The sequence below is a fragment of the uncultured Coprobacter sp. genome, from assembly GCF_947855755.1.
Lineage (GTDB): Bacteria > Bacteroidota > Bacteroidia > Bacteroidales > Coprobacteraceae > Coprobacter.
This window is the reverse complement of sequence record NZ_CANUAR010000004.1, coordinates 40721-64347: the sequence shown is the minus strand read 5'-3', so window position 1 is coordinate 64347 and position 23627 is coordinate 40721. Positions and strand designations below refer to the sequence as shown.

At 35.7% G+C, this 23627-nt stretch carries 15 protein-coding genes; 7 read left to right on the top strand and 8 right to left on the bottom strand.

Annotation, left to right across the window (positions count from 1 at the left end; translation table 11 throughout):
- Positions 1-11: 11 nt before the first annotated feature.
- Entirely contained in the window at positions 12-2543 is a 2532-nt protein-coding gene (gyrA, locus tag Q0093_RS03895; protein WP_294177502.1) for a DNA gyrase subunit A, read from the bottom strand.
- A gap of 308 nt (positions 2544-2851) precedes the next feature.
- On the opposite strand from gyrA, the gene Q0093_RS03890 reads away from it, so the two are divergent.
- From Q0093_RS03890 to mgrA, 3 genes are all read left to right on the top strand, one after another.
- Entirely contained in the window at positions 2852-5377 is a 2526-nt protein-coding gene (locus tag Q0093_RS03890; RefSeq protein WP_297928511.1) for an ATP-dependent Clp protease ATP-binding subunit, read from the top strand.
- 107 nt (positions 5378-5484) lie between these two features.
- Entirely contained in the window at positions 5485-7536 is a 2052-nt protein-coding gene (gene htpG, locus Q0093_RS03885; RefSeq protein ID WP_297928510.1) for a molecular chaperone HtpG, read from the top strand.
- Positions 7537-7652: 116 nt separating this feature from the next.
- Positions 7653-8645, top strand: a complete 993-nt coding sequence (mgrA, locus tag Q0093_RS03880) for an L-glyceraldehyde 3-phosphate reductase (protein ID WP_297928509.1) — start codon at positions 7653-7655, stop codon at positions 8643-8645.
- Positions 8646-8768: 123 nt separating this feature from the next.
- Here the strand turns inward: mgrA and Q0093_RS03875 are convergent, their stop codons facing one another.
- The 6 genes from Q0093_RS03875 to Q0093_RS03850 all read right to left on the bottom strand — a co-directional run bounded on the left by Q0093_RS03875 (position 8769) and on the right by Q0093_RS03850 (position 16194).
- On the bottom strand, positions 8769-9230 hold the full coding sequence (locus tag Q0093_RS03875) for a copper resistance protein NlpE N-terminal domain-containing protein (RefSeq protein ID WP_297928508.1): 462 nt from the start codon (positions 9228-9230) through the stop codon (positions 8769-8771).
- Positions 9231-9337: 107 nt separating this feature from the next.
- Positions 9338-10321, bottom strand: coding sequence for a type I phosphomannose isomerase catalytic subunit (locus tag Q0093_RS03870; RefSeq protein WP_297928507.1), 984 nt, complete (start codon positions 10319-10321; stop codon positions 9338-9340).
- Between the two features lie 8 nt (positions 10322-10329).
- On the bottom strand, positions 10330-11919 hold the full coding sequence (locus tag Q0093_RS03865) for a family 10 glycosylhydrolase (RefSeq protein ID WP_297928506.1): 1590 nt from the start codon (positions 11917-11919) through the stop codon (positions 10330-10332).
- A gap of 369 nt (positions 11920-12288) precedes the next feature.
- The gene (locus Q0093_RS03860; protein WP_297928505.1) at positions 12289-14904 is read right to left on the bottom strand and encodes a UvrD-helicase domain-containing protein; all 2616 of its coding nucleotides are present in this window, start codon (positions 14902-14904) and stop codon (positions 12289-12291) included.
- Between the two features lie 97 nt (positions 14905-15001).
- Entirely contained in the window at positions 15002-15661 is a 660-nt protein-coding gene (locus Q0093_RS03855; protein WP_297928504.1) for a hypothetical protein, read from the bottom strand.
- Between the two features lie 35 nt (positions 15662-15696).
- Positions 15697-16194 (bottom strand): hypothetical protein, encoded by a 498-nt coding sequence (locus tag Q0093_RS03850; protein ID WP_297928503.1) that lies wholly within the window; start codon positions 16192-16194, stop codon positions 15697-15699.
- A 1141-nt stretch (positions 16195-17335) separates the two neighbouring features.
- Here Q0093_RS03850 and Q0093_RS03845 point away from each other — a divergent pair.
- The 4 genes from Q0093_RS03845 (at position 17336) to Q0093_RS03835 (ending at position 21995) form a co-directional block, all read left to right on the top strand.
- Positions 17336-17962, top strand: a complete 627-nt coding sequence (locus Q0093_RS03845) for a trimeric intracellular cation channel family protein (protein WP_297928502.1) — start codon at positions 17336-17338, stop codon at positions 17960-17962.
- Between the two features lie 9 nt (positions 17963-17971).
- Entirely contained in the window at positions 17972-18388 is a 417-nt protein-coding gene (locus Q0093_RS14835; protein ID WP_009316969.1) for a GtrA family protein, read from the top strand.
- Between the two features lie 23 nt (positions 18389-18411).
- Positions 18412-20124, top strand: coding sequence for a glycosyltransferase family 39 protein (locus Q0093_RS03840; RefSeq protein WP_297928501.1), 1713 nt, complete (start codon positions 18412-18414; stop codon positions 20122-20124).
- Between the two features lie 197 nt (positions 20125-20321).
- Complete coding sequence (locus tag Q0093_RS03835; protein WP_297928500.1) at positions 20322-21995, top strand: hypothetical protein; 1674 nt, start codon at positions 20322-20324, stop codon at positions 21993-21995.
- Here the strand turns inward: Q0093_RS03835 and Q0093_RS03830 are convergent.
- Entirely contained in the window at positions 21943-23517 is a 1575-nt protein-coding gene (locus tag Q0093_RS03830; protein WP_297928499.1) for a hypothetical protein, read from the bottom strand. The genes Q0093_RS03835 and Q0093_RS03830 overlap by 53 nt on opposite strands.
- Positions 23518-23627 lie beyond the last annotated feature (110 nt).

The following is a 23627-nucleotide window of genomic DNA, read 5'->3' as shown; positions in this document are numbered from 1 at the left end:
TAATAATTAATTTATTCTGTTGTTTCCGAAGCCTCAGCTTCATTCATTTCAGATGACGAATCTATATTTTCTGAATTAGAAGAATCCGATTCGGTTTCTGACAAAACCTTACATACAGATGCGATTTCATCATTCCGCTTTTCAAGATTAATCAACCGAACTCCTTGCGTTGCACGCCCCATAATCCTGACATCGGCAACTTTCATTCGTAAAGTAATCCCCGATTTGTTGATAATGACCAAGTCATTTTCATCGGTAACACTCTTGATCGCAACCAAATTTCCGGTTTTTTCTGTAATATTTAAAGTCTTCACGCCTTTACCGCCACGGTTAGTAATACGATAATCTTCTATTTCAGAACGTTTACCATATCCTTGTTCAGAAACGACCATTACAGTTTCCTTTTCCGGATCTTTGATACAAATCATTCCGATTACTTCGTCATCTCCTGTTTCGTCAAGCGTCATACCACGAACTCCGGTTGCTGTACGTCCCATTTCTCTAACCGTACTTTCATGGAAACGAATGGCACGACCATGTTTATTCGCCATAATAATTTGGCTGTCACCTGTCGTTAAACGAACTTGGATTACCTGATCGTCTTCCCGTATGGTAATTGCATTCACACCATTTTGACGAGGCCGAGAATATGCTTCAAGTTTCGTTTTCTTGATCACACCTTTACGTGTGCAGAACAATAAATTATGAGACATATTATATTCGGGATCTTGCAATTGTTTAACCCGTATAAAGGCATTGACTTTATCGTCGGCATCAATATTCAGCATATTTTGAATAGCGCGCCCTTTAGAATTTTTAGCACCTTCAGGAATCTCATACACCTTCAACCAATAACACTTTCCTTTTTGTGTAAAGAAAAGCATATAGTTATGCATAGAAGCCGGATAAATATATTCTATAAAGTCTTCTTCTCTCGTTTCACTTCCCTTTGCTCCGACTCCTCCCCTATTTTGAGCACGAAAATCCGAAAGAGGTGTCCGCTTGATATACCCTAAGTGAGAAATGGTAATAATCATTTCGTCATCGGCATAGAAATCTTCTGCATTAAATTCTTCCGAAGCATAGATGATTTCCGTTTTCCGGTCATCCCCATATTTTTCTTTAATCTCTATCAATTCATCTTTTACAACCTGCATACAGACTGAATCATCAGATAAAATACGATTGTAATAAGCTATTAACTCCATAAGAGCTTTATATTCTTCACGAAGTTTATCTTGTTCCAAACCTGTCAATTGACGCAAGCGCATATCCACAATAGCTCTTGACTGGGCATCCGTAAGGCCAAAGCGCTCGATTAAACGCTCGCGAGCTTCATCCGGACTTTTTGAAGAACGTATAATTTGAATTACTTCGTCTATATGATCACAAGCAATAATGAGTCCTTCAAGAATATGAGCTTTTTTCTCGGCTTCTCTCAATTCGAACTGCGTGCGACGAACAACAACTTCATGACGATGATCGATGAACGCTTCTATCAATTGCTTCAAATTAAGCACTTGAGGACGACCGTTTACCAATGCGATATTATTGACACTGAACGAAGATTGTAATGCCGTAAGCTTATACAATTTGTTAAGCACAACGCTCGAATTAGCATCTTTCTTGATATCAATGACGATACGCATTCCTGCTCGGTCAGACTCGTCGTTAATATTAGATATGCCATCCAATCGTTTTTCTTCTACGAGATCGGCAATATTCTTAATTAACTCCGCTTTATTGACCAAATAAGGAATTTCGGTAACAACGATTTTTTCTTTATTCCCTTCCGTTTCAATCTCTGCCTTGGCACGGATAACAATACGTCCTCGTCCGGTCTCAAAAGCTTCCTTTACTCCAGAATAGCCATATATATATCCGCCAGTAGGGAAATCGGGAGCTTTGATATAGTGCATCAAATCTGCAATCTCCATTTCCCGATTGTCTATCAATGCGATAGTCGCATTAATGGCTTCTGTCAGATTATGCGGAGGCATATTGGTAGCCATACCGACTGCAATACCGGATGCTCCATTTACCAATAAATTGGGAATCCGAGTCGGTAAAACCTGCGGTTCTTTTAATGTATCATCAAAATTATTTTGGAAATCAACGGTTTCTTTATCTATATCCCGCAACATTTCTTCAGCTAATCTTGATAATCGGGCTTCTGTGTAACGCATGGCAGCCGGACTATCTCCGTCCACCGATCCGAAATTACCCTGTCCGTCCACCAATGGATAACGCAAAGACCATTCCTGAGCCATACGCACCATTGCAAAATATACAGAAGAATCGCCATGGGGGTGATATTTTCCTAATACTTCACCGACGATTCTGGCAGATTTTTTATACGGTTTATTAGATGTATTCCCGAGTTCATTCATTCCGAACAGTACACGACGGTGTACAGGTTTAAAACCATCTCTCACATCGGGAAGAGCACGAGCGACAATCACAGACATCGAATAATCGATATATGATTTCTTCATCTCGTTCTCAATGTTAATTTTTAAAATTCTATCCTCCTGGTCAATCATTTTTAAAAGATTGGTTAATACATTTACTTGTTTTGAAAAAACTGCACTAAATTACAACATTCTTCCCGATTAGAAAAATTTTTTCAATCGGAAATAATACAAGAAGATTTCTAATTTCACAATTTTAGAACATATCTTTTCGTTTATAATTTCCTCGATAATTTCAAGCGTATCAAAAATCAAAAATAATGGCATACTATTTGTATTAAATACATATAATATATGTTGTACGAAAACAAGGTTTACACATATTCATTTTATATTTGTATTGTAAATTATCGAATAAAGAAGAAAGGAAGATCAACTACATGGAAAGAAACTTTTCACAAAGAGTTAAAGATGTTCTTGGATATAGCCGAGAAGAAGCGGAACGCTTACAAAACTCATATATCGGCCCGGAACACCTTTTGCTGGGAATCCTGAGAGACGGTTCTGGTAAAGCCATAGAGGCTTTGCGGCATCTCGGAGTCCAATTAGCCGAGCTGAAAGCTTCCGTTGAAAAAGATTTAAGATTATCAAACGATCATATTAATGCCGGAGATGAGATTACAATCAGCAAAAGCACAGATAAGGTATTAAAAATGAGCATCTTAGAAGCTAGAATTTTAAAAAGTGATACAACAGATACCGAACATCTTTTATTAGCGATACTAAAAGATCCTGATACCCCAGCTACACGTTCTTTAAAAGATTGTGATGTAACATATCAAGAAGTTATGGAATATTTTAAAATGTCCAAACCTCTATCTGATAATCCTCTAATGGGAGCTGAATTTGCAGATGACGATGATGATGAATTCGAAGAAGAAAAACGATATAAAAACGAACAGCAAAAAGCGACAACTTCTCCCGGGAAAACATCTGCAGATACACCGGTTCTCGATAATTTCGGTACTGACATGACAAAAGCGGCAGAAGAAAATCGATTAGACCCGGTTGTCGGTCGTGAGAAAGAAATCGAAAGGTTAGCTCAGGTCTTAAGTCGGCGCAAAAAAAATAATCCTGTATTGATAGGAGAACCGGGAGTCGGCAAATCTGCTATTGTAGAAGGTTTAGCTTTACGTATTATTCAAAGAAAAGTGTCTCGTGTTTTATTTGACAAACGGGTTATATCTTTGGATATGGCCTCTATCGTCGCAGGGACTAAATATCGCGGACAATTCGAAGAACGTATCAAAGCTATATTGAACGAACTGACAAAGAATCCGGATATAATCCTTTTTATAGATGAAATCCATACTATTGTAGGTGCTGGTGGTGCAACCGGAACTTTGGACGCGGCAAATATGTTAAAACCAGCTTTGGCTCGGGGCGAAATTCAATGCATAGGAGCTACGACATTAGATGAATACCGAAAAAGTATAGAAAAAGACGGTGCATTAGAACGAAGATTCCAAAAGATAATGGTAGATCCGACAACACCTGAAGAGACATTGCAAATATTGAATAACATCAAAGGCCGTTATGAAGACCATCACAATGTCACCTATACACCGGAAGCGTTAAAAGCTTGCGTAAAACTGACCGAACGTTATATCAGTGATCGTAATTTCCCGGATAAGGCCATAGATGCAATGGATGAAGCGGGTTCGCGTGTACATATATCAAATATCGTAGTACCTAAAGAAATAGAAACTCTCGAAGCTCAAATAGAAACGATACGAGAGGAAAAAATAAAAGCTGTAAAATCTCAAAATTATGAATTAGCGGCAAGTTTCAGAGACAAGGAAAAAGATATTCAGGCTCAACTGGAAACTGCAAAACAAAAATGGGAAGAAGAACTCCAAGAACATCGTGAAATCGTGGACGAAGAAAAAATAGCAGAAGTAGTTGCAATGATGTCAGGAGTACCGGTACAGCGAATTGCCAGTGCAGAAAGCACCAAGTTATTACACATGGGTGATACTTTACGCCAAGCTATCATAGGACAAGACAATGCTGTTGATAAAATAGTAAAAGCCATTCGAAGAAACCGGGTAGGTCTGAAAGATCCGAATAAACCGATCGGGACATTCATGTTCTTAGGCCCTACAGGAGTAGGAAAAACACATCTGGCAAAAATATTGGCAGAATATCTGTTCGACTCTAAAGATGCTCTGATTCGGGTAGATATGAGCGAATACATGGAGAAATTCAGTGTATCGAGATTAATAGGCGCTCCTCCGGGATATGTAGGATATGAAGAAGGTGGGCAACTAACAGAGAAAGTCAGACGGAAACCTTATTCCGTAATTTTATTAGATGAATTGGAGAAAGCCCATCCAGACGTATTCAATCTGCTGCTGCAGGTAATGGACGAAGGACGATTGACAGATAGTTTAGGAAGAAAAGTCGATTTCAAAAATACGATTCTCATCATGACTTCCAACATAGGTACACGCCAACTGAAAGATTTCGGACGGGGTGTCGGTTTCTCTACGTCTGCGTCATTAGAGGATAAAGAATTTTCGAGGAGTATTATACAAAAAGCTTTGAACAAAGCGTTTTCTCCGGAATTTCTGAATCGTGTCGATGATATAATCATGTTTGACCAACTCGACAAAGAAGCAATCTACAAGATCATCGATCTCGAATTAAAAGGATTTTACCAAAGAATGCAAGCATTGGGCTACAAATTTACGTTGACCGATGCGGCAAAAGAATTCGTAGCCTCCAAAGGGTATGATATTCAGTTTGGAGCTCGTCCTTTAAAACGAGCGATACAAAAATACTTGGAAGACGAGATTGCAGAGTTGGTAATACGTGATTCGATAAAAGAAGGAGACACAATAATCATAGACTACGATAAGCATGAGGACAAGATCGTATCTTCTGTACATAGTGATAAAGAGTGACAAAATAATAATGAATAAGTCAAAATGTCAGACCGGTTGGTCTGGCATTTTTTTTGTTTTTCTACAAACGATTGTGATAAAATTTAACTTTAAAAAATAATATAGCTATGCAAAAAGGAACTATCGGGGTTACAACAGATAATATCTTCCCCATTATTAAAAAGTTCTTGTACAGTGATCACGAGATTTTTTTACGTGAACTCGTTTCGAATGCAGTAGATGCAACTCAAAAATTAAAGACCTTATCTTCTTTCGGAGATTTTAAAGGAGAATTAGGCGAGATGAACGTGAAAGTATCTATCGATAAAAAAGAAGGTACTCTTACAATATCGGATCATGGAATCGGAATGACAGCAGAAGAGATCGACAAATACATCAATCAAATTGCATTTTCCGGAGCTGAAGAATTTCTGAATAAGTATAAAAATGATGCTAATGCTATTATCGGACACTTCGGTTTAGGATTTTATTCTTCTTTCATGGTCGCTAAGAAAGTAGAAATCAGAACTCTTTCCTATCAAGAAAATGCCAAACCAGTAATGTGGAGCTGTGATGGTTCTCCGGAATATACAATGTCTGAAATTGATAAAAAAGAACGCGGTACAGATATCGTATTATATATTGATGATGAGAATAAAGAATTCCTCGAAGACTCAAAAATTGAGTCTTTATTGAAGAAATACTGCCGATTCCTTCCCGTTCCGGTCATTTTCGGTAAAGAACAAGAGTGGAAAGACGGTAAATATATCGATACGGATAAAGATAAAATCATAAACGATACGACACCTGCATGGACAAAGAAACCGACAGAACTGACAGAAGAAGATTATCGTAAATTCTATCACGATTTATATCCCTCGTTGGATGAACCTTTGTTTTGGATACATCTAAACGTTGATTATCCGTTCAAGCTGACAGGTATTCTTTATTTCCCCAAAATAAAAAACAACCTCGATATAAATAAAAACCGCATACAGCTTTACTCCAACCAAGTATTTGTTACCGATTCTGTAGAGGGAATCGTTCCTGATTTTTTAATGTTGTTACAAGGGGTCATCGATTCACCTGATATTCCGCTGAATGTTTCCAGGTCTTACCTGCAAAGCGATTCTAATGTTAAGAAGATTTCCTCTTACATCACAAAAAAAGTTGCAGACAGACTTCAAGAAATATTCAATAACGAACGAAAACAATTCGAAGAAAAATGGGATGATATCAAGCTCTTCATCGAATACGGAATGCTGTCTGATGAAAAATTTTATGATCGGGCGCAAAAATTCGCTTTATTAAAAGATACAGACAAGAAATATTATACGCTCGAAGAATATAAAACTCTGATCGAGGCGAATCAGACGGATAAAGACAAGAATTTGATATATATTTACGCTACAGATGCTGTTGCACAATATAGTTATATCGAGATAGCCAAATCTAAAGGTTATGATGTTTTATTGATGGATGGTCAACTGGACATTCATTTTATCGGACTACTTGAACAAAAATTGGAAAAAAGCCGATTTGTGAGAGTTGACAGTGACATCATAGACAATCTTGTTCGGAAAAATGACAAAACCGAAGTTTCTTTAGATGCCGCTCAGAGAAATATGATGACCACAGTATTCAAATCTCAAATACCGACTTTGGAAAAAGCCGAATTTATGGTGATGTTTGAAGCTTTGGGAGAACAATCTCAGCCGGTCATTATAACCCAAAACGAATTTATGCGCCGAATGAAAGATATGTCGGCCATGCAACCGGGAATAAATTTCTACGGAGAGATGCCTGACAGTTTCAATTTAATAATAAATACAGAACATCCTTTGTCTAAAAAAGTAATAGAAGAAACAGAAAAGGACTGTCATGCAGAAATAGAACCTATACAAAAAGAAATTAATGAACTGAATGATGCTATCGCCAAACTTCAGGAAGCATCGAAAGGGAAAAAAGACGAAGAGATTCCCGTTACTGAAAAAGAAGAACTTCGAAATAAAGAAAAAGAAGTCGACTCTTTACGGAAAAAAGAATCCGAACTACTTACACAGTATGCCAACAAACATAAGTTGGTTCGTCAATTAGTTGATTTGGCACTATTATCCAACAATATGTTAAAAGGTGAAGCTTTAAGTCAGTTTATTAAACGATCCGTTGAAATGTTATAATGTTTTTTTTAACAGAGAAAGAGATTTCAGGAAAACTTGGAATCTCTTTTTTTATTAATATCACATCTTTACAAAAAAACACATATCTTTGTTCATTAACCTTCAAAATAACAATAATGAAAAATTACAAAGCATCCGATAACAGGTACGATACAATGACTTATCGCCGCTGTGGTAAAAGCGGACTATTGTTGCCTGCTATTTCTTTAGGATTATGGCATAATTTCGGAAGTGTAGATGTATTCAATAATTTCGTTCAAATTGCATATACAGCTTTCGATAACGGAATAACACATTTCGATCTGGCAAATAATTATGGCCCTACATACGGTTCGGCAGAAGAAAATTTCGGACAAATATTAAAAAAAGGATTAGGATTGTATAGAGACGAACTGATTATCTCTTCCAAAGCCGGATATGATATGTGGCCAGGACCTTATGGAAATTGGGGAAGCCGTAAATATTTGATGGCAAGTCTGGATCAAAGCTTGAAAAGAATGGGAATCGATTACGTCGATATATTTTATTCTCATCGCCCTGATCCGGAAACTCCGATAGAAGAAACTATGTGTGCCTTAGCTGACATGGTGCATCAAGGGAAAGCCCTATATGTAGGCATTTCGAATTATAATGCAGAGCAAACCCGAACAGCCATATCTGTTCTTAAAGAAATGAAAGTACCATGTCTGATACATCAAGCCCGGTATTCAATGTTCGATAGATGGGTAGAACCCGAGCTGCTACAACTCTTAGATGAAAACGGAGTAGGCATGATCGCATTTTCGCCATTAGCTCAAGGTCTACTGACAAATAAATATCTACATGGGATTCCTGAAAATTCAAGAGCGGCAAAATCTACCGGACATTTACGATCAGATCAAGTTACAGAAGATAAAATTGCTAAAATAAAATTGCTAAACGATTTAGCGGAACAAAGAGGACAAACTCTCGCAGAAATGGCATTAGCATGGTTATTAAAAGACAATCGGGTAACCAGTGTCATCATCGGGGCAAGCTCAGTAACTCAATTAAAAGACAATCTAAAAGCCTTAGATAATGCGGAGTTTACTCCTGATGAATTATGTAAAATAGAAAATATTCTAAAATAAATTGTAAATCGAGAACAGAAACAACGGACTTATTCGATTGCTTATACCGAGATACGACATTTCCTCTAATAGAATTAGAGGAAGACAATAAAAAAGCCAGTCCTTTTTCGAACTGGCTTTTTACTATTTAACTAAATGAAGAGAATAATTTAATTCAGAATCACTTTTTTCAAAGTTCTCATTTAATAATATTAAAGTCGAATCATTCTCACATAAGAAATTGAATATATCATTTCCATTATCAGATTTCAATTGCCAAACTGTTGCGTTTATATCATTTGCGTCTCCCCTATGGGTATAACGTCTTCCCGTAGTTGTAAATACCGTATCTTTTTCTCCTGTTCCCAAATAAGCTTGTTGTAGGACAAATGCACCGTCTCCGCTATTTCGAGGAGCTGAAATAGTCAACGTGTAACGTATTCCGGCTGCATCGGCTGCAGGCAAAATACCCTCATAAATATACTTTACAGAATCTTCAGATACAGACGACTCCTGGACGACAGGATTTTTTTGTTTTGTATGTTTGCAGGCATCCAAAGAAAAGCCTAATATCAAAACAAAAATAATTATAACATACCTATTCATATCATATATTTTTTGTAAATAAACAAATAGCGGAAGATCTTGTTCATTATAACAAAAGAATCTTCCACTATAATACTAATCAATCTCTTTTATAAGGAATTCTATTATTATCGAGGAATATAACATTCCAACAACTTAACCGACTGTGTCGTCGATAGCTCTACGAAACTTGTGGATGCCGGAACTAAAACCGTCTCTCCCCGATGGAGCTCTGTCTTACATCCATTATTATCAACCATGACAGCCTCTCCTTCCATACAAATATAAATAACAAAAGAATCCTTATCTGCAATCTCTCTTTTTACAGTCTTTTCACTATTTATCTCCAACAAATTCGTTGTAAAATAAGGACAACTGGCTAACAATACCGGTTCATTTTCTTGATGAGTATATTCTGTTTTCAGATCAGAATACATTTTATAATCAATCGCATCTTTTGCTAAAGCCGTATGCAATTCTCGCCCTTTTCCATTGGCATCTTTTCGATTATAATCATAAATCCGGTATGTAATATCAGAAGTTTGCTGTATCTCAGCAATAAATATCCCCTTCCCGATCGCATGAATTCTTCCTGCAGGCAAGAAAAATACGTCTCCACTCTTAACCGGATGGAATTGAAGGACATCCATAATCGTATTATTTTCTACCCGTTCGACATATTCATCCGGAGTAATTTGCTTAGAAAAACCTGAATACAACCCAGCTCCTTCCTGTGCTGAAATAACATACCACATTTCTGTTTTACCAAATGAATTATGGCGCTCTTTAGCCAACTTATCATTCGGATGAACCTGAATCGACAAATTATCCCGAGCATCGATAAATTTAATCAATAAAGGAAATTTATCCCCAAACCTATCCAAAACATGCTGACCGAGTAATTCAGCACCTTTTTCTTGCATAAGTTCTGTCAGGTTTTTCCCTTTATACTCTCCATTTGCAATAACTGAGACATTGTCCTTTACTTGAGAAATTTCCCAACTCTCACCGATTCCATCAAGCTTTGCGCTTAAATTTTTAAACTTGCAAATCTCACTTCCTCCCCATAAAATACTTTTGAGGATAACTTCAAATTTTAATGGATACATCATATTATTTTTCAGTTGACAATTAATATTTTTTCTTCCTTACCCTGATTATTATATAGTTCGACTCGATAAACGCCTGAAAATAAGCCATCTGTTTTTATTGAAACTTTAAACTTTCCTTCATAGATCTTTTTCCCAAAAATATTAAAAATAGCAATTCTATCAAAGTTTTCCAATGTATTCGACAAAACGACTTCATTATCTGCACTTTTATAATAAGTTTCAGGAAACGACATTTGCACAGGAATACTCTCCTGATGATACATATCTACAGCTGTCACTGCATAAAAACGTTTTTTCAGAGAAGTCTCAAAAGAGCATCCACGTACTCCTGAAGCAATAATATTTGCCGGATCATTTGTATTTACCGGATAACTATCACTTCCGTATAAAACATATTCCCGCACATCTGTTACAGAATTCCAATATAGAAAGGTCGATAGCGTTTTATATTCTACACACAAAGAGTCAGGCGCACAAGGCAATGTTTTCCCCATATAATTCATCGGAGGATATAATGCCGGATAGCGATATGCTTGTAAAAGCGCCGTATATACAAACTTCTCATTATTTATCAAATTTTCCAAACGATAGTAAGCTTGTCCCCTTGCACCATACCTGCGACCGTCATAAACTTGACGCATAAAATCTTGCAGTCGCCAATCTCCGTCGTTCGCACAAAGCCTATATGCTCCTAATCCGGAAACTATCGGATGCTCCGCACAATGCTTTACCCAATCTATCAAAAAAGGATAAAAAGAACGCTCGGAAAAGTACATCATCGGAACAATAAAGTCATGCTTATTCTGTTTCAGCCATTCTACCGGGTCTTGATGAACACTCTCTATTCCGCTCCACCCTAAAGAAGAAAATACCGAAAGCGTATTATATTTTCCGATGACAGCACTGCTTAATTTCACTGCCGGATCAATTTTCTTTATAGAATCATAAACCGTATATACGATTTTATTGATATTCTCTCTACGCCACTGATTCAAAGTTTTACCGGAAGAACCATACTTCAGATATGTCTTCCTATCAGGAAAGCCGGCTTTATCAGGATAGCGGATATAATCGAGATGTATTCCGTCTACATCATAATTCGAGACAATCTCTCCGGCAATAGATGCAAGGTATAAAGCGGTCTTCGGATTCCCGGGATCAAGATACCATTCTCTGTCCCAATATTTACACATATCTGGATATTTTGATACCACAGAACTTTTACCTTGATTTTTTATTTGACGGGAAGTTCCCAATGGCATGCAAACAAGCCAAGCATGACATTGAAGTCCTCTTCTATGACATTCTTCGATAACAAAACGGAGAGGATCATATCCTGGATTTTTCCCCGATATGCCTGTAAGAACAGAACTCCATGGTTCATACCGAGAAAAATATAAAACATCGCCCCGCAATCGAGTTTGGAAAAAGACGACATTCATATTCATTTTCTGGACTTGATCCAATAAATAACACAATTCCTCTTGTTGCCTTTTTATATCTTCTTTCGTTTTTATGATCTTTTTCGGCCAATCCAATCCCCAATTGGTAGTCAACCAAACCCCTCTTATTTCGTATTTAGAGGATGTCGCTGCCATATTTAAAAAAGAAAACAGAAAAGGGAAAAGTAATATATATTTCTTTAATTCAAAATACATCATACAATTATAAAACAGCAAACGAAGATACTTCATTTTACCCAAAACAAAAACTCCATATTTGAATTATTTCGGGAAAATATAAATTATGACACTTATTCCCGTTTTAGCTTTTCAAGGAATATTTTTTGTATTTCTGCAAGAAAGATAACTTGCTTAGAACAAATATGTTGATCAGATTACTTGGAAATTGGGTAATGAGATAGCAACTGTTTATATTTCTAAGTTCTTCATTGTTAGCCTTTTAATACCACAAAGGTTATAGAATAGTCCGATACATGTACCGTATCATAGAAAAAATAAAATAGCCTATTGGTTTAGCTTATTCAATCGCATTACGATTGAAGTTTGGCTTCTGCCCATTTTAGCTGCAATATACTTCACGCTCTTGCCCTCACTATGTAGTTTTAATAGAAATTGGTCTGCGCTTCTCGTCCACCTTTTATTAGCATTAGGATGTTTAACATAACTCTCTTCTGAAACCTTTTCAGGATGTAAAAACTCATCAACAAAGACAGAGGGAAAACGGTTATCGTAAAGTACTACTGTTTTTATCTTGGCTCTTGTTATTGCAACATAGAATAATCTGCGTTCTTCTCCATATGGGAATTGGTCGCTTTTAGTGAGTACGTAGTTAAGCACAGGATCGTCACTCACAAGAGAAGGGAAACCATATGTATCCTTATTACATTGTAAGAGTATTACATAATCAGCTTCAAGCCCCTTCGACTTATGTACGGTCAAAAACTCGATTTTTCGTCCTCCTATCACATAAAAGAACCTATTGCCCTCTTTAATGGATTGATACATAAAAGAGAGGTAATAATCATCAAAGGAATAACGCCCTAACAAAAATATAGATTTATCCAATGGAATAGAAGCCACAAGTTGTCCTATCGTATTGCAATAATCTCGTCTATCGTATGCATGGAACTCCAACTCTGTTTTCATTTCAGGGCTGAACGAGTGTATGTCCTTTTGTATTTGGGCTTTATTGCGCTGTATGAAGCGAGAGGACAACGAAACCAAAGGCTCTCCAAATCTGTACGTAGTTTCAATTTTGTTTATCTCTGTTGCTCCAAAGTATTCGGGAAACTGATTAAAAAGAGCCATATCACTTCCCGAAAAACGATATATGGACTGCCAATCATCGCCCACACAATACAACTTTGCAGGCGGGCTTCCCTCTCGCAATACTTTTAGGAAATTATAACGGTCAACCGATATGTCTTGAAACTCATCTACAATGATATAATCATACTCAACAGGATGTGAAGCACGACATATTTCTGTGGCTTTAAGAATCGCATCGGTAAAATCAATTTGGTTACTATCGCTTAATGCGCTTATATAGAGTTCATATATAGGTTGAAATATGTTCTTGATAATAAAAACACTCCGCTCATCATCTGCATTCTTTGCTTGTTTAAGAACCTCCTTAACTGATTTACAACTTGATTTTACCAATGTCACAAAAGTAACAACAAGTCGTATAAATGCCTTTTCCTGCTTACTACCTTTGGGCAAAACCCAATCATATAACTCTTCATCCGTTTTCTCTTGAATTGGTACACCTGCATCATCTAATAGTTTACGGAGTTTATCCCTTATATCAGAATAATGGAAATCAGCACTTGATGTTACTAAAAGCTGAGTGCCAAATTTCTCATGAGCAGCTTTCTTCCAAGTTATACCATCATTATATTTTTGATTGGCTTCTTCGTATGTTATATTCCTGTCTTTTGCAAACCAAGCAGGGACAAGACTATGCTCATCAACTCCAAAATGTTCCAAATAGATCCGTTTGGTTACTCCCTTTTGCTCGAAGTATATAGAAAAATCGGGGCGATATTGAGAGTACATTTCATCTGCTAATTGATGTTCGTATGGCTCTTCATATCTGAATTTTACTCCAAGTGATGATAAAACAAAGCATATCTTTTGCTCCTGTTCACTTCTCACATATATGGCTCTACCGTCCATATCGGGAAACATCGCTTTTAGTTGAACATTTTTTTGTTCCGACAACTTTTCTCGCTTTTCATTCTTGCGTTGCTCCCAATCTGCTTCATTAGTTTGGTAATCAATGAAGTATTCTACTACACTATTCTTAAAAGCCTTATTTCCTAATAAAGTGTGATAAATATCTATGAATAAGGCATCAGTATTGTCGCAAATAAAGGGTTTTATACCTGTCGCTTTTCCGATAATATCAATGGCTAATTTATGAAATGTATAACCTTTCAAACCATCAGTAGCCATTCTCTCTGTCAGTTCGGCTGCTGCTTTATTTGTATAACTGATAAGCAAAATTCTTTCGGGGGATATACCTTTGATTTCGGTAAGATATTTAACCTTGCCAATGATAGAAGATGTTTTACCACTACCCGCACTGCTAACCACCAAACAATTATCTTCCTCTGAAACGATTGAACGTCTTTGTTGCTTGTCTAATGGATATTTTAGACAATGGTCGAAAAAATCTTTATGAGTGTCAAGCAAAAATGTAATAACGCCCTCATTATGCTGTTTTACAAGTTTATTGATGACTCCAAAATCATTGATGAATTTGGAAATGGTTTCAGATGGAGTGATATTGAAAGCTTCAAGTTTCTTAACGAGTGAATGTGCTTCTTGAAAATATGATATATAATGATTGGTGAAATCCTTTTCTTGCGTTGTCGATATTATCTTACCATAAAAGCCATTATCTAGGGCTGTCGGAATATCCACAAATACAACATTATTTAGTTTAGATAATCTCTCTTGGGCTTGCTTGTAACTGGACTTATCGCTATAAACAGATATATGATTTAAATTTTCTGATAATTCTTTGGATTTGTTTTTGAGGCGTGTTCGTACCATAGCTATTACAACAATTGAAATAGCTATAATACAAATAACCCCAATAAACCCCCACTGCATATTAGAAAAAAGATTTGTAGTTGCGAATACTTACATTGTATAAAAATTAACGTACAACAAAAACACTCTAACTTTCTATGCTAATAAAAAACGGAAATTATAGTAAAAAGCTATTGTCCTTAAAATAATCCATTATATCTTCATCAGAAGTTGCCTCATCTACAGCTTTCAAAATTTTTGCAAAGTTCTCGATCTTATCAACTTCATAACCATTACAAGTTGTAAACTCTTCATTGCAAAAGAAAAGCATTTCTCCCGGAATGGTCATTGAACCTGCGCCATTAAGACTCCTAAATCTATGACTTACTACCCAACCAGTAAATTCTCCTTTGTAATATTTAGCAACATTTTCTTTTAGAGAAGCAAGTTGTTCTGAAAGTTTCTTGATATATTTATCCAAATCAGATTTCGCTTCTTCTTTTTCTTTTTTTGCCCGTGCATACTCTCCACGAGAGTATTGAGAAGAATAACCATTAGGAACCCAAATATCCATAGAAGATTCAGCGGATTTAATTTTTCTTTTACATCTATTTATTTTGGACATCGAATCTTTGATTTCATCGCTGATTTCCATAATAGGCTCAATAGTAGTTACATCAATGAACATACTATCAACTCTTGTTGATATTGGTTCATAAGAATCTGGGTGATAAAGATAGTCTTTAAGCGTCTCTTTAACCAATTTCTCTGCTTTTTCCTCGTTAGAGAGTGTGCAAGAAGTCATAATTAAAGTAAGTAATATAAAAAGCTTTTTCATAATATGTTATATTATTATTTGACAATTAACGGATTTTATTTATCAGGGAATAAACCTGATAATGCTCTTCTAATGGCTTGACGAATATCATCTGCCTCTGTCTCACCTTGTCCCTCTGCCGTACAAGAGCATATCATTTCATTGGTTTTTGCAGAACTAAATTGTATGGTTACTTCTATTGTATAACCTAAACCTCTATTACGCCTACCACTCTCGCCATAATTGACGATTAGAGTTTCATTAGATAATTCGGATTTGAGTTCGGGTAATATAATATATCCTTCTTTTATTAGTATTCCTGCTATCACATCACTCGGATTAACACTTTTGGTGGTTGAAGAGCCATAGATGCCATATTGTCCTCCATATGTACCTCCTGTGCTTGATGTCAATTCCTTTGTCGGGGAAATGTATGCGTATTTATACATTTCAATAGGAGCATTCCTTACTATTACAGGTGTTCGAAGTGGTGCACACCCATTTACTAATAGAATAGTGCAAATAATTAATAACCAATTTTTAATTGTGTTCATACACTGTACATTTTAATCTCCAGTTCCTAAAGGATTTTAATCTATAAAGAAAAGCGTGGAACTGTATGCCACACTCTTACTTGAAGGTCGTAGGAAACCTTGGATACGGATGTAACAATAGCAGCCCACGCTATAGCGTGAGAACCACTATGCTATCCTCGTATCCAATTTGAAAATTTCCTACGTTTTCAAGTACAAGATAAGCATAACGCTTCTTCTTTTTCTCATATGTCTTGGATAAAGTAATTCATATCCAACTGCAAAATTAGTAAAAAAATTGTAATAATAAGCACTCTACGAGCGAATTATTACGAACTTAGAGGTGTGTTTTAGAGTTTCAACCCTCAATTTTGATTTCTGCTTGTTGGCAATTCTAACACTTTCATAAACTCATCTTCCTTGCACTGAATCAAGATAGGTGAAGTCATCGATTCAAAGATTAAATCGTCCCTTTTTAGCTTGTTTGCGGGATCAGCCCGCACCATTAGCCAAGAACGATTAGTTATGCACTACTGGAATAGAGTTTACCTGTAACGGGAATTTCCTTGAGAACACACGGCTTTCGTATAAAATCGTCATTGTAACCCATTTTCTCGCTAAGCTATTTAATCATCGTCATCAGTTTTTCCACATACGGAAAGTAATGCAAAATCTTGTTGATGTAGTTCGTTAATTTACGGTTCTCCGTTTCGTAAGACTCTCACCTTTGGCTCATCCCAAAGTTTTTTTGCAATGGTACGTTTACAACTGAATTAGGGTATTGAACCGTTGGTTGTCACTCGTTCCATAATGGAAATAATTTCATTTTTCTCCTTTGCTTACGTTCACATAGAACAACACCTTAAACAAACTTCACAAAATCCAATATTTTCGTACTACGAAATTCCTTATCATCCATTGAGATAAAAAAGAACTATAATATGTGGCGACACAAAGAAAAATCTTACTCCATTATATATGGTAACGATTAGACAATCGTTCTATTTCATTACCTTACGTTTCTTTGCAGAATTACCATTTCTTACATTTCTAAGATTTTTATCATAATATACTTATAATCAGATAAATAAACACTATTATTCTGATTTCAGTTGATTATTCCAGCGTTTTTTGTATTTTTGTACGATCTAACTCAAAAATCATGGGGAATACATTCGTTTCCATTATCGAAATCATTGGGACATTGGCTTTTGCAATAAGCGGCATACGTTTAGCTTCCGCAAAACAGTTTGATTGGTTCGGAGCCTATGTCGTAGGATTAGTGACAGCGATCGGAGGCGGAACTTTACGTGATTTATTATTAAACCTTCCCCCTTTCTGGATGCAGAACAGTATCTATCTGACAGTAACAGGCATTGCTCTTGTCGCCGTTATCGTTTTCGGGAAATTTTTAATCCGTCTGCAAAATACATTTTTCGTTTTCGACTCTATCGGACTGGCGCTGTTTGTCGTTGTTGGTATCCAAAAGACATTAGCCGTAGGATATCCGTTTTGGGTAGCAATAGTTATGGGAACTATAACCGGTGCTTTCGGCGGAATAATTCGTGATATACTCATCAACGAAGAACCCCTGATTTTCAGGAAAGACATTTACGCTTTAGCCTGCGTTGTCGGCGGAATATTTTATTGGGGATGCTATACATTGCAACTACCGGATGAAATAACTCAATCTATTGCCGCAGCAAGTGTCATACTTACTCGTTTTGCTGCAGTTAAATATCACTGGGGACTTCCCGTTTTACATGGGGATGATGATGAATCTAATTAGCAGAATTTCATGGAGCGATACAAATCCAACATTTTTAAAGATAAGACATTTATCCAGTTAATAAAATTTGCAATTGTCGGATGCATAAATACAGGATTATCTCTGGCGATTTTTTATATATTGTATAATTGGATAGATATAAACGAGTACATATCTAATCTTATCGCTTATATAGCGGGACTTATCAACAGTTTTTTTTGGAACAAATTATGGGTGTTCCGAAAAAACGGAGGGAATATTATCCGTGAAGCAATCTATTTTTTTCTTATTTTCGTACTCTGTTACGGAATCCAATTCGTATGCTTCCGAACATTAGTTGAATATTGCAAGATCAATGCAAACTGGGCTCAAATTCCGGCAATGATAGTTTATACAATATCCAATTATATATTGAATAAGTTTATTACATTTAAAACTAAACAATAAGAGTTTAAATAATAATATATAACATGAAACTTGACTCTAAATCGACGCTCGGAATACTATTGGTAACAATCAGTTTTTTAACACTTATCCCTTTTATCGGTCTGACAGATTTTCATACAAAAGGAGAACCCCGAGAAGCCATTGTTGCTGTTTCAATGTTAGATAGTGGAAATTGGATATTACCCGAAAACAATGGCGGAGATATGGCTTACAAACCACCCATGTTCCATTGGGCAATCGCCGTAACGTCATTTTTTGCAGGAGAAGTGACAGAATTTACCTCCAGATTTCCGTCAGCTTTATCAGCAATTATTATTGCGTTGTTTACATTCTTATTTTATGCAAAAAGGACGAATAACAACCTTGCATTTCTGACATCTTTGCTATTCTTGTCTGCATTTGAGATTCATCGGGCAGCTATGGCTTCTCGTGTTGATATGGTACTGACTTTGTTTATCGTATTAGCACTATTCCAACTATACCAATGGACAGAGAAAAATCTAAGAGGAATTCCCCTAATTGCAACTCTGTTTATGGGTGCTGCAACATTGACCAAAGGGCCTGTCGGAATTATTCTTCCGTGTGTCGTTACCGGAGCATATTTGTTGCTACGAAACGAAAATTTCTGGAAGCTTTTCTATAAACTTTTGATTACAGCCTTGATATCATGCATATTACCTGCTATTTGGTATTATTTAGCCTATCGACAAGGTGGCAGTGAATTTATAAATTTGGTCATGGAAGAAAATTTCGGAAGATTTTTAGGTAAAATGTCATACGAATCCCATGAGCAACCCATTATTTATTATATCTATACAACTATTGCGGGTTTCGTTCCTTGGTCTATCTTAGTTCTAATTTCCCTTTTTGCCCTAAAATATTCTTGTCCTAATCTTTCCGTTAAGACATGGTGGCACAAATTAAGATCTGCCGTCAAAAACACAGATTCCATAAAACTTTTTACATTCCTTGCCTTCGTGGTAATTTTCATTTTCTATTGTATCCCTAAAAGTAAACGGTCTGTATATTTATTACCGATTTATCCTTTTCTCGCATTCTTTCTTGCAGAATATATGCTTTATTTATTAAAAAAACATCAGAAAGTTTGGAGAGCATTCGGCATATTTTTATCTATCTTAACGAGTCTGGTGCTTATCATATTCATAGTTCTTAAATCCGGATGGATATTGCCGTATCTGACAAACTCGGGTAACTTTCCAGAAGATATAATCTACTACATTAACGCATTCCACTCTTCATGGGATTTCGTCAGTGTCGGATGTGTAGTAATTTTAATAATAGTTCTTTATCAGGTATATAAAAACAAACGAGAATTATCTTTAAATAACCGCTATCTATATTCGGTAGTAGCACTATTCTTTTGGTTGCAAATCCTTTTAGATGCCACGATTTTACCGACAATACTTAATGCCAAATCAATGCGTCCTTTTGCACAACAAGTAGAAGAGCTTATTCCTGAAGGGAAAATATATTCCTATGTCGGAGCTCCGATGATGCGTTTCTTCATTATCAATTTTTATAATGACAACAGAGTTGTCGAATTTGAAAAAGAACAACCGGAAGAAGGATATTTGTTGGTGGGAGAAAAAGACTATCCTCATATTGCCGGTAAATATTCCGACAAATATAAATTTACCGATATATTAAAAAGTACTCGTAAAGGAAATGATGTAAAAGATATTATCTATATATACCAATTTGAGAAAATAAAATAACCTTTTTAAGAGCCAGTCTAAATTTTCCGATGCAAAAAATATTATCAGGTCATCTTCGCATTTTCTTCTGGTCTATTTTCCTGAAAGAAACTTCCAAATCTGACCCGAGCAAAATTTAGGCAAACTCTTAGAATGAACCAATAAGAGATATTATTGTTAGTAATAAATAGCTTTTATTTATTACTAACATTTTTTTTATGCGCATCACCATTATTACACTTCTGTTCTTATTTACTCAATTTGTTCCCGGTATAGCAAAAATTATCAGAGAGCCGTCTTTTGAAGCGAGGAATACGACAACTTTCAGTATAGACAGCATAGAAATAAGGGATGATTTAACCCGTATTTATGCCACGTGCAATCATATTCCCGGCCAATGGATGATCATCCATTCCGACTTATATATCATCTCTCCGGCAGATAAGCGAGAATGGAAAGCTATCGAGATAGATGGAACTGATTTTAACCGTAAATTCCAAGTATCGGAACAAGGAAAAGCCAATATCAGTATAGATTTTCCGGCTCTACCTAAAGGAATAAAAACAATAGATTTATGTGAAAGGTCGGAAGATTTCCCTATACGAATCATCAATATAAACTTACAAGACGCTTCCGTATCTTCTGATAAAGATACAATCCAAACGGCATTATTTCATAAAAATATTTCACAGCAGGATACAGTAATCTTAAAAAAGAATATTGCTGTATTAAAAGGCCATATCAACGGCTATCATCCAAGACTTCAATTCGGAAACGGATCGATTTATTTAGATAACGTAATAACTAAAGAACAGAGAACAATTCCCGTAAATATCGATAGTCTTGGAAACTTTACAACAACATTGCAGCTATATTACCCTGTACAACAAACGTTATTCTTTCCCAAAGGATATATCAATTTTTATATAGAACCGGGAGATACCCTATTCGTCGAAACAGAAATGGATCATCTTACTACACCTGTTAGAAATATAGAAGACCTCGAAAAACAACATAATTATGCAAAATATTACGGGAACTTAGCCCAAACGAACTATGAGCTTAGAAATATTCGGACATCATTTCATAACGATATACAAGAGTTAGCAACAGATATATTGACGTTATCTCCTATTCTTTTTAAAGAAAAATATACAAGAGAATATCATCAACAACGAGAGAAACTAAAAGAGTGGTTGAAAAAAAATAATATCTCAAGCAAGACTGCAGAAATAGCTTTACTAAATTCAGATTACGCCTATGCCCGTATGCTGCTTGATTATGAGACTTATCATATTCGCAAGTTTCCGAACCAAGAAATTCCGCAAGAGTATTATCAATTTCTTAAAACTCTACCACTAAATAACGAAAATTCTCTTCTCGCTGCCGACTATAAATTATTCATCAACAGGTTAGAGCTGTCGAATCCTCTTCTTGCCACTCGAAAAATTTCATCTTCAGACCTCATCGATTCTTTTGCGAATATCGGAGTGAAATTAACTCCGGATGAGAAAGAGCTAATCGTTTTTTCTATGAATTTAAAGAACCTAAGCGATACTGTAAACTTTAAAAATTTTGCATCCAGAATGTATGAATTCAACCATAAATACGCATCAGAACAAATATTAATAAGAGAAAAACTGAATACACAAAAAACATACGATATATATACGAGTCAATTAGGTCTGAATCCGGGAATCACTCTCGATTTATTATATACCAGAAAATTTATTCCTCGTTTGAATGCAATGAAAAGGAAATTAACATCGAAAGAATTCGACACATATACATTCTACATAGAACAACCTTTCTTAAAGCAATTAATGAACGAAATCAACATCAATTTCGTACCCGACACGGTATCCAACGATAAACGGTGTAATTTGGAGTAGTTCCGGCTTTCAATGAAACGGAGTCTGTTATGCAATATCCGGCCTGTTTTAAAAAAGAAGAGTTCAAAAACGAAAGATTATCCGTAATAATGACAGGTATTTGAAAAGTCGAAATCTGTTGATGGAGTTGCAGCTGCCAGTCTTTATTCTTCAATGCTATTTTATTCGCTTCCGGGAAAATATGACTTATAGCACTACTATTCTGTAAAGTAGAAATATATTCCGTTTGTCCGTTGTTCCAAACAGGGAGTTGATTATCCCATGCATATTTTGCTAATAACGGGGAATATATCTGCACACCTTTAGTTTTGTCTGTATCTAAAATCTTATAAAGACTTTCCCATTCAGATTTTTCCCGATCATTCATCTCTCTCGGAATATTAATAAAAAGACCGATATGGTATAACGAAAATAAAACAGTTCCTATAAGAACAACATTCTTTAATTTATCTTTTTTCAATATATCAATATGGGATAGCGTATAAATAGCTAAAACCGGTATAAACAATTGGTAAATATAAGTCATATATGCTCCCTCATGCATTCCCAATCGAAGTATAACGATAAAATATACACAAACGGATATAGCATAAATATCGGGCATTTCGGACAACTTTATTAATGGACTATTCCGATCTTTCCCTAAATTAAAAGATATTATGATCTTCCCGGATATATTCTTATACCGATTATACACTACCAGCAAAAAAAGTAAAAGCAACGGAAAATAAAACAATCCGGTTACAGCCAATTGCTTTATCAAATGAGACAAACTATGTGATGCGATAGCTAAATGATGAACAATGGCTATCGAAAAAAAAGCAGGATATAAATAGTTTATAAAACTTGCCGCACAAATGAAACCAAAAATCGAAAACAAGACATAATATAAAGCCTGTTTTTTAGATCGGAATAACAACCATATAAATACAGGCACACAGACAATTACAAAATACTGTTTTATAAAAAATGACAATATGGTTAGAAATGATACCCCGCAAATATCTGTGATAGTTTTTATTCTTTTAGCTTTGTATAAGGTCAATAACATAACAAAAACTCCTAACGTATTAGGTAAGGCTACACAAAGTCCCATGCTCCATCCGACAATCAAAGTTATCGAAAATGTAAGAAAGGCATACACAATCGAGTTTGTCTGATTTTTTACCTCCTTCGCTGATATCCAACCGCATAGTATAGTGCCGAATAAAGCGATAAGACGTTGAAACAACAACAGATCTATATGAATAAAACTAATAAGGGAATATAACCAAGATGTCAATAACGGCACGACAAATCCATAGACATAAAAAAAAGGAGGTATATTAACCGTATCATACGGATTCTTTCCTTCAAGAAACATACGGGTAATGTCAATATTAGCAAACTCCCGGTATTCGTTCGGATAAGGAGAAATCAACCAATAAAACGAATAAATGATAAATATCAGGCAATAAACTGCTGATGCCCCTAAACAAAAATAACCGACCGAATTAAATTTCTTGAAGCTTATTCTTTGCATAATCATTCTTCATCAAATGATTTACAAATATAATATAAGATTATCGACGAAAGCTCTTTTCTGCATTAAAATTAAAATCTTACATTTGTAAAGAAAATCGAATCAGTAAA

What these genes read in the sequence shown, in the direction of transcription:
- gyrA (WP_294177502.1), bottom strand. Translation starts at nt 2,543, where the DNA reads ATGATTGACCAGGAGGATAGAATTTTAAAAATTAACATTGAGAACGAG.
- Q0093_RS03890 (WP_297928511.1), top strand. Translation starts at nt 2,852, where the DNA reads ATGGAAAGAAACTTTTCACAAAGAGTTAAAGATGTTCTTGGATATAGC.
- htpG (WP_297928510.1), top strand. Translation starts at nt 5,485, where the DNA reads ATGCAAAAAGGAACTATCGGGGTTACAACAGATAATATCTTCCCCATT.
- mgrA (WP_297928509.1), top strand. Translation starts at nt 7,653, where the DNA reads ATGAAAAATTACAAAGCATCCGATAACAGGTACGATACAATGACTTAT.
- Q0093_RS03875 (WP_297928508.1), bottom strand. Translation starts at nt 9,230, where the DNA reads ATGAATAGGTATGTTATAATTATTTTTGTTTTGATATTAGGCTTTTCT.
- Q0093_RS03870 (WP_297928507.1), bottom strand. Translation starts at nt 10,321, where the DNA reads ATGATGTATCCATTAAAATTTGAAGTTATCCTCAAAAGTATTTTATGG.
- Q0093_RS03865 (WP_297928506.1), bottom strand. Translation starts at nt 11,919, where the DNA reads ATGGCAGCGACATCCTCTAAATACGAAATAAGAGGGGTTTGGTTGACT.
- Q0093_RS03860 (WP_297928505.1), bottom strand. Translation starts at nt 14,904, where the DNA reads ATGCAGTGGGGGTTTATTGGGGTTATTTGTATTATAGCTATTTCAATT.
- Q0093_RS03855 (WP_297928504.1), bottom strand. Translation starts at nt 15,661, where the DNA reads ATGAAAAAGCTTTTTATATTACTTACTTTAATTATGACTTCTTGCACA.
- Q0093_RS03850 (WP_297928503.1), bottom strand. Translation starts at nt 16,194, where the DNA reads ATGAACACAATTAAAAATTGGTTATTAATTATTTGCACTATTCTATTA.
- Q0093_RS03845 (WP_297928502.1), top strand. Translation starts at nt 17,336, where the DNA reads ATGGGGAATACATTCGTTTCCATTATCGAAATCATTGGGACATTGGCT.
- Q0093_RS14835 (WP_009316969.1), top strand. Translation starts at nt 17,972, where the DNA reads ATGGAGCGATACAAATCCAACATTTTTAAAGATAAGACATTTATCCAG.
- Q0093_RS03840 (WP_297928501.1), top strand. Translation starts at nt 18,412, where the DNA reads ATGAAACTTGACTCTAAATCGACGCTCGGAATACTATTGGTAACAATC.
- Q0093_RS03835 (WP_297928500.1), top strand. Translation starts at nt 20,322, where the DNA reads ATGCGCATCACCATTATTACACTTCTGTTCTTATTTACTCAATTTGTT.
- Q0093_RS03830 (WP_297928499.1), bottom strand. Translation starts at nt 23,517, where the DNA reads ATGCAAAGAATAAGCTTCAAGAAATTTAATTCGGTCGGTTATTTTTGT.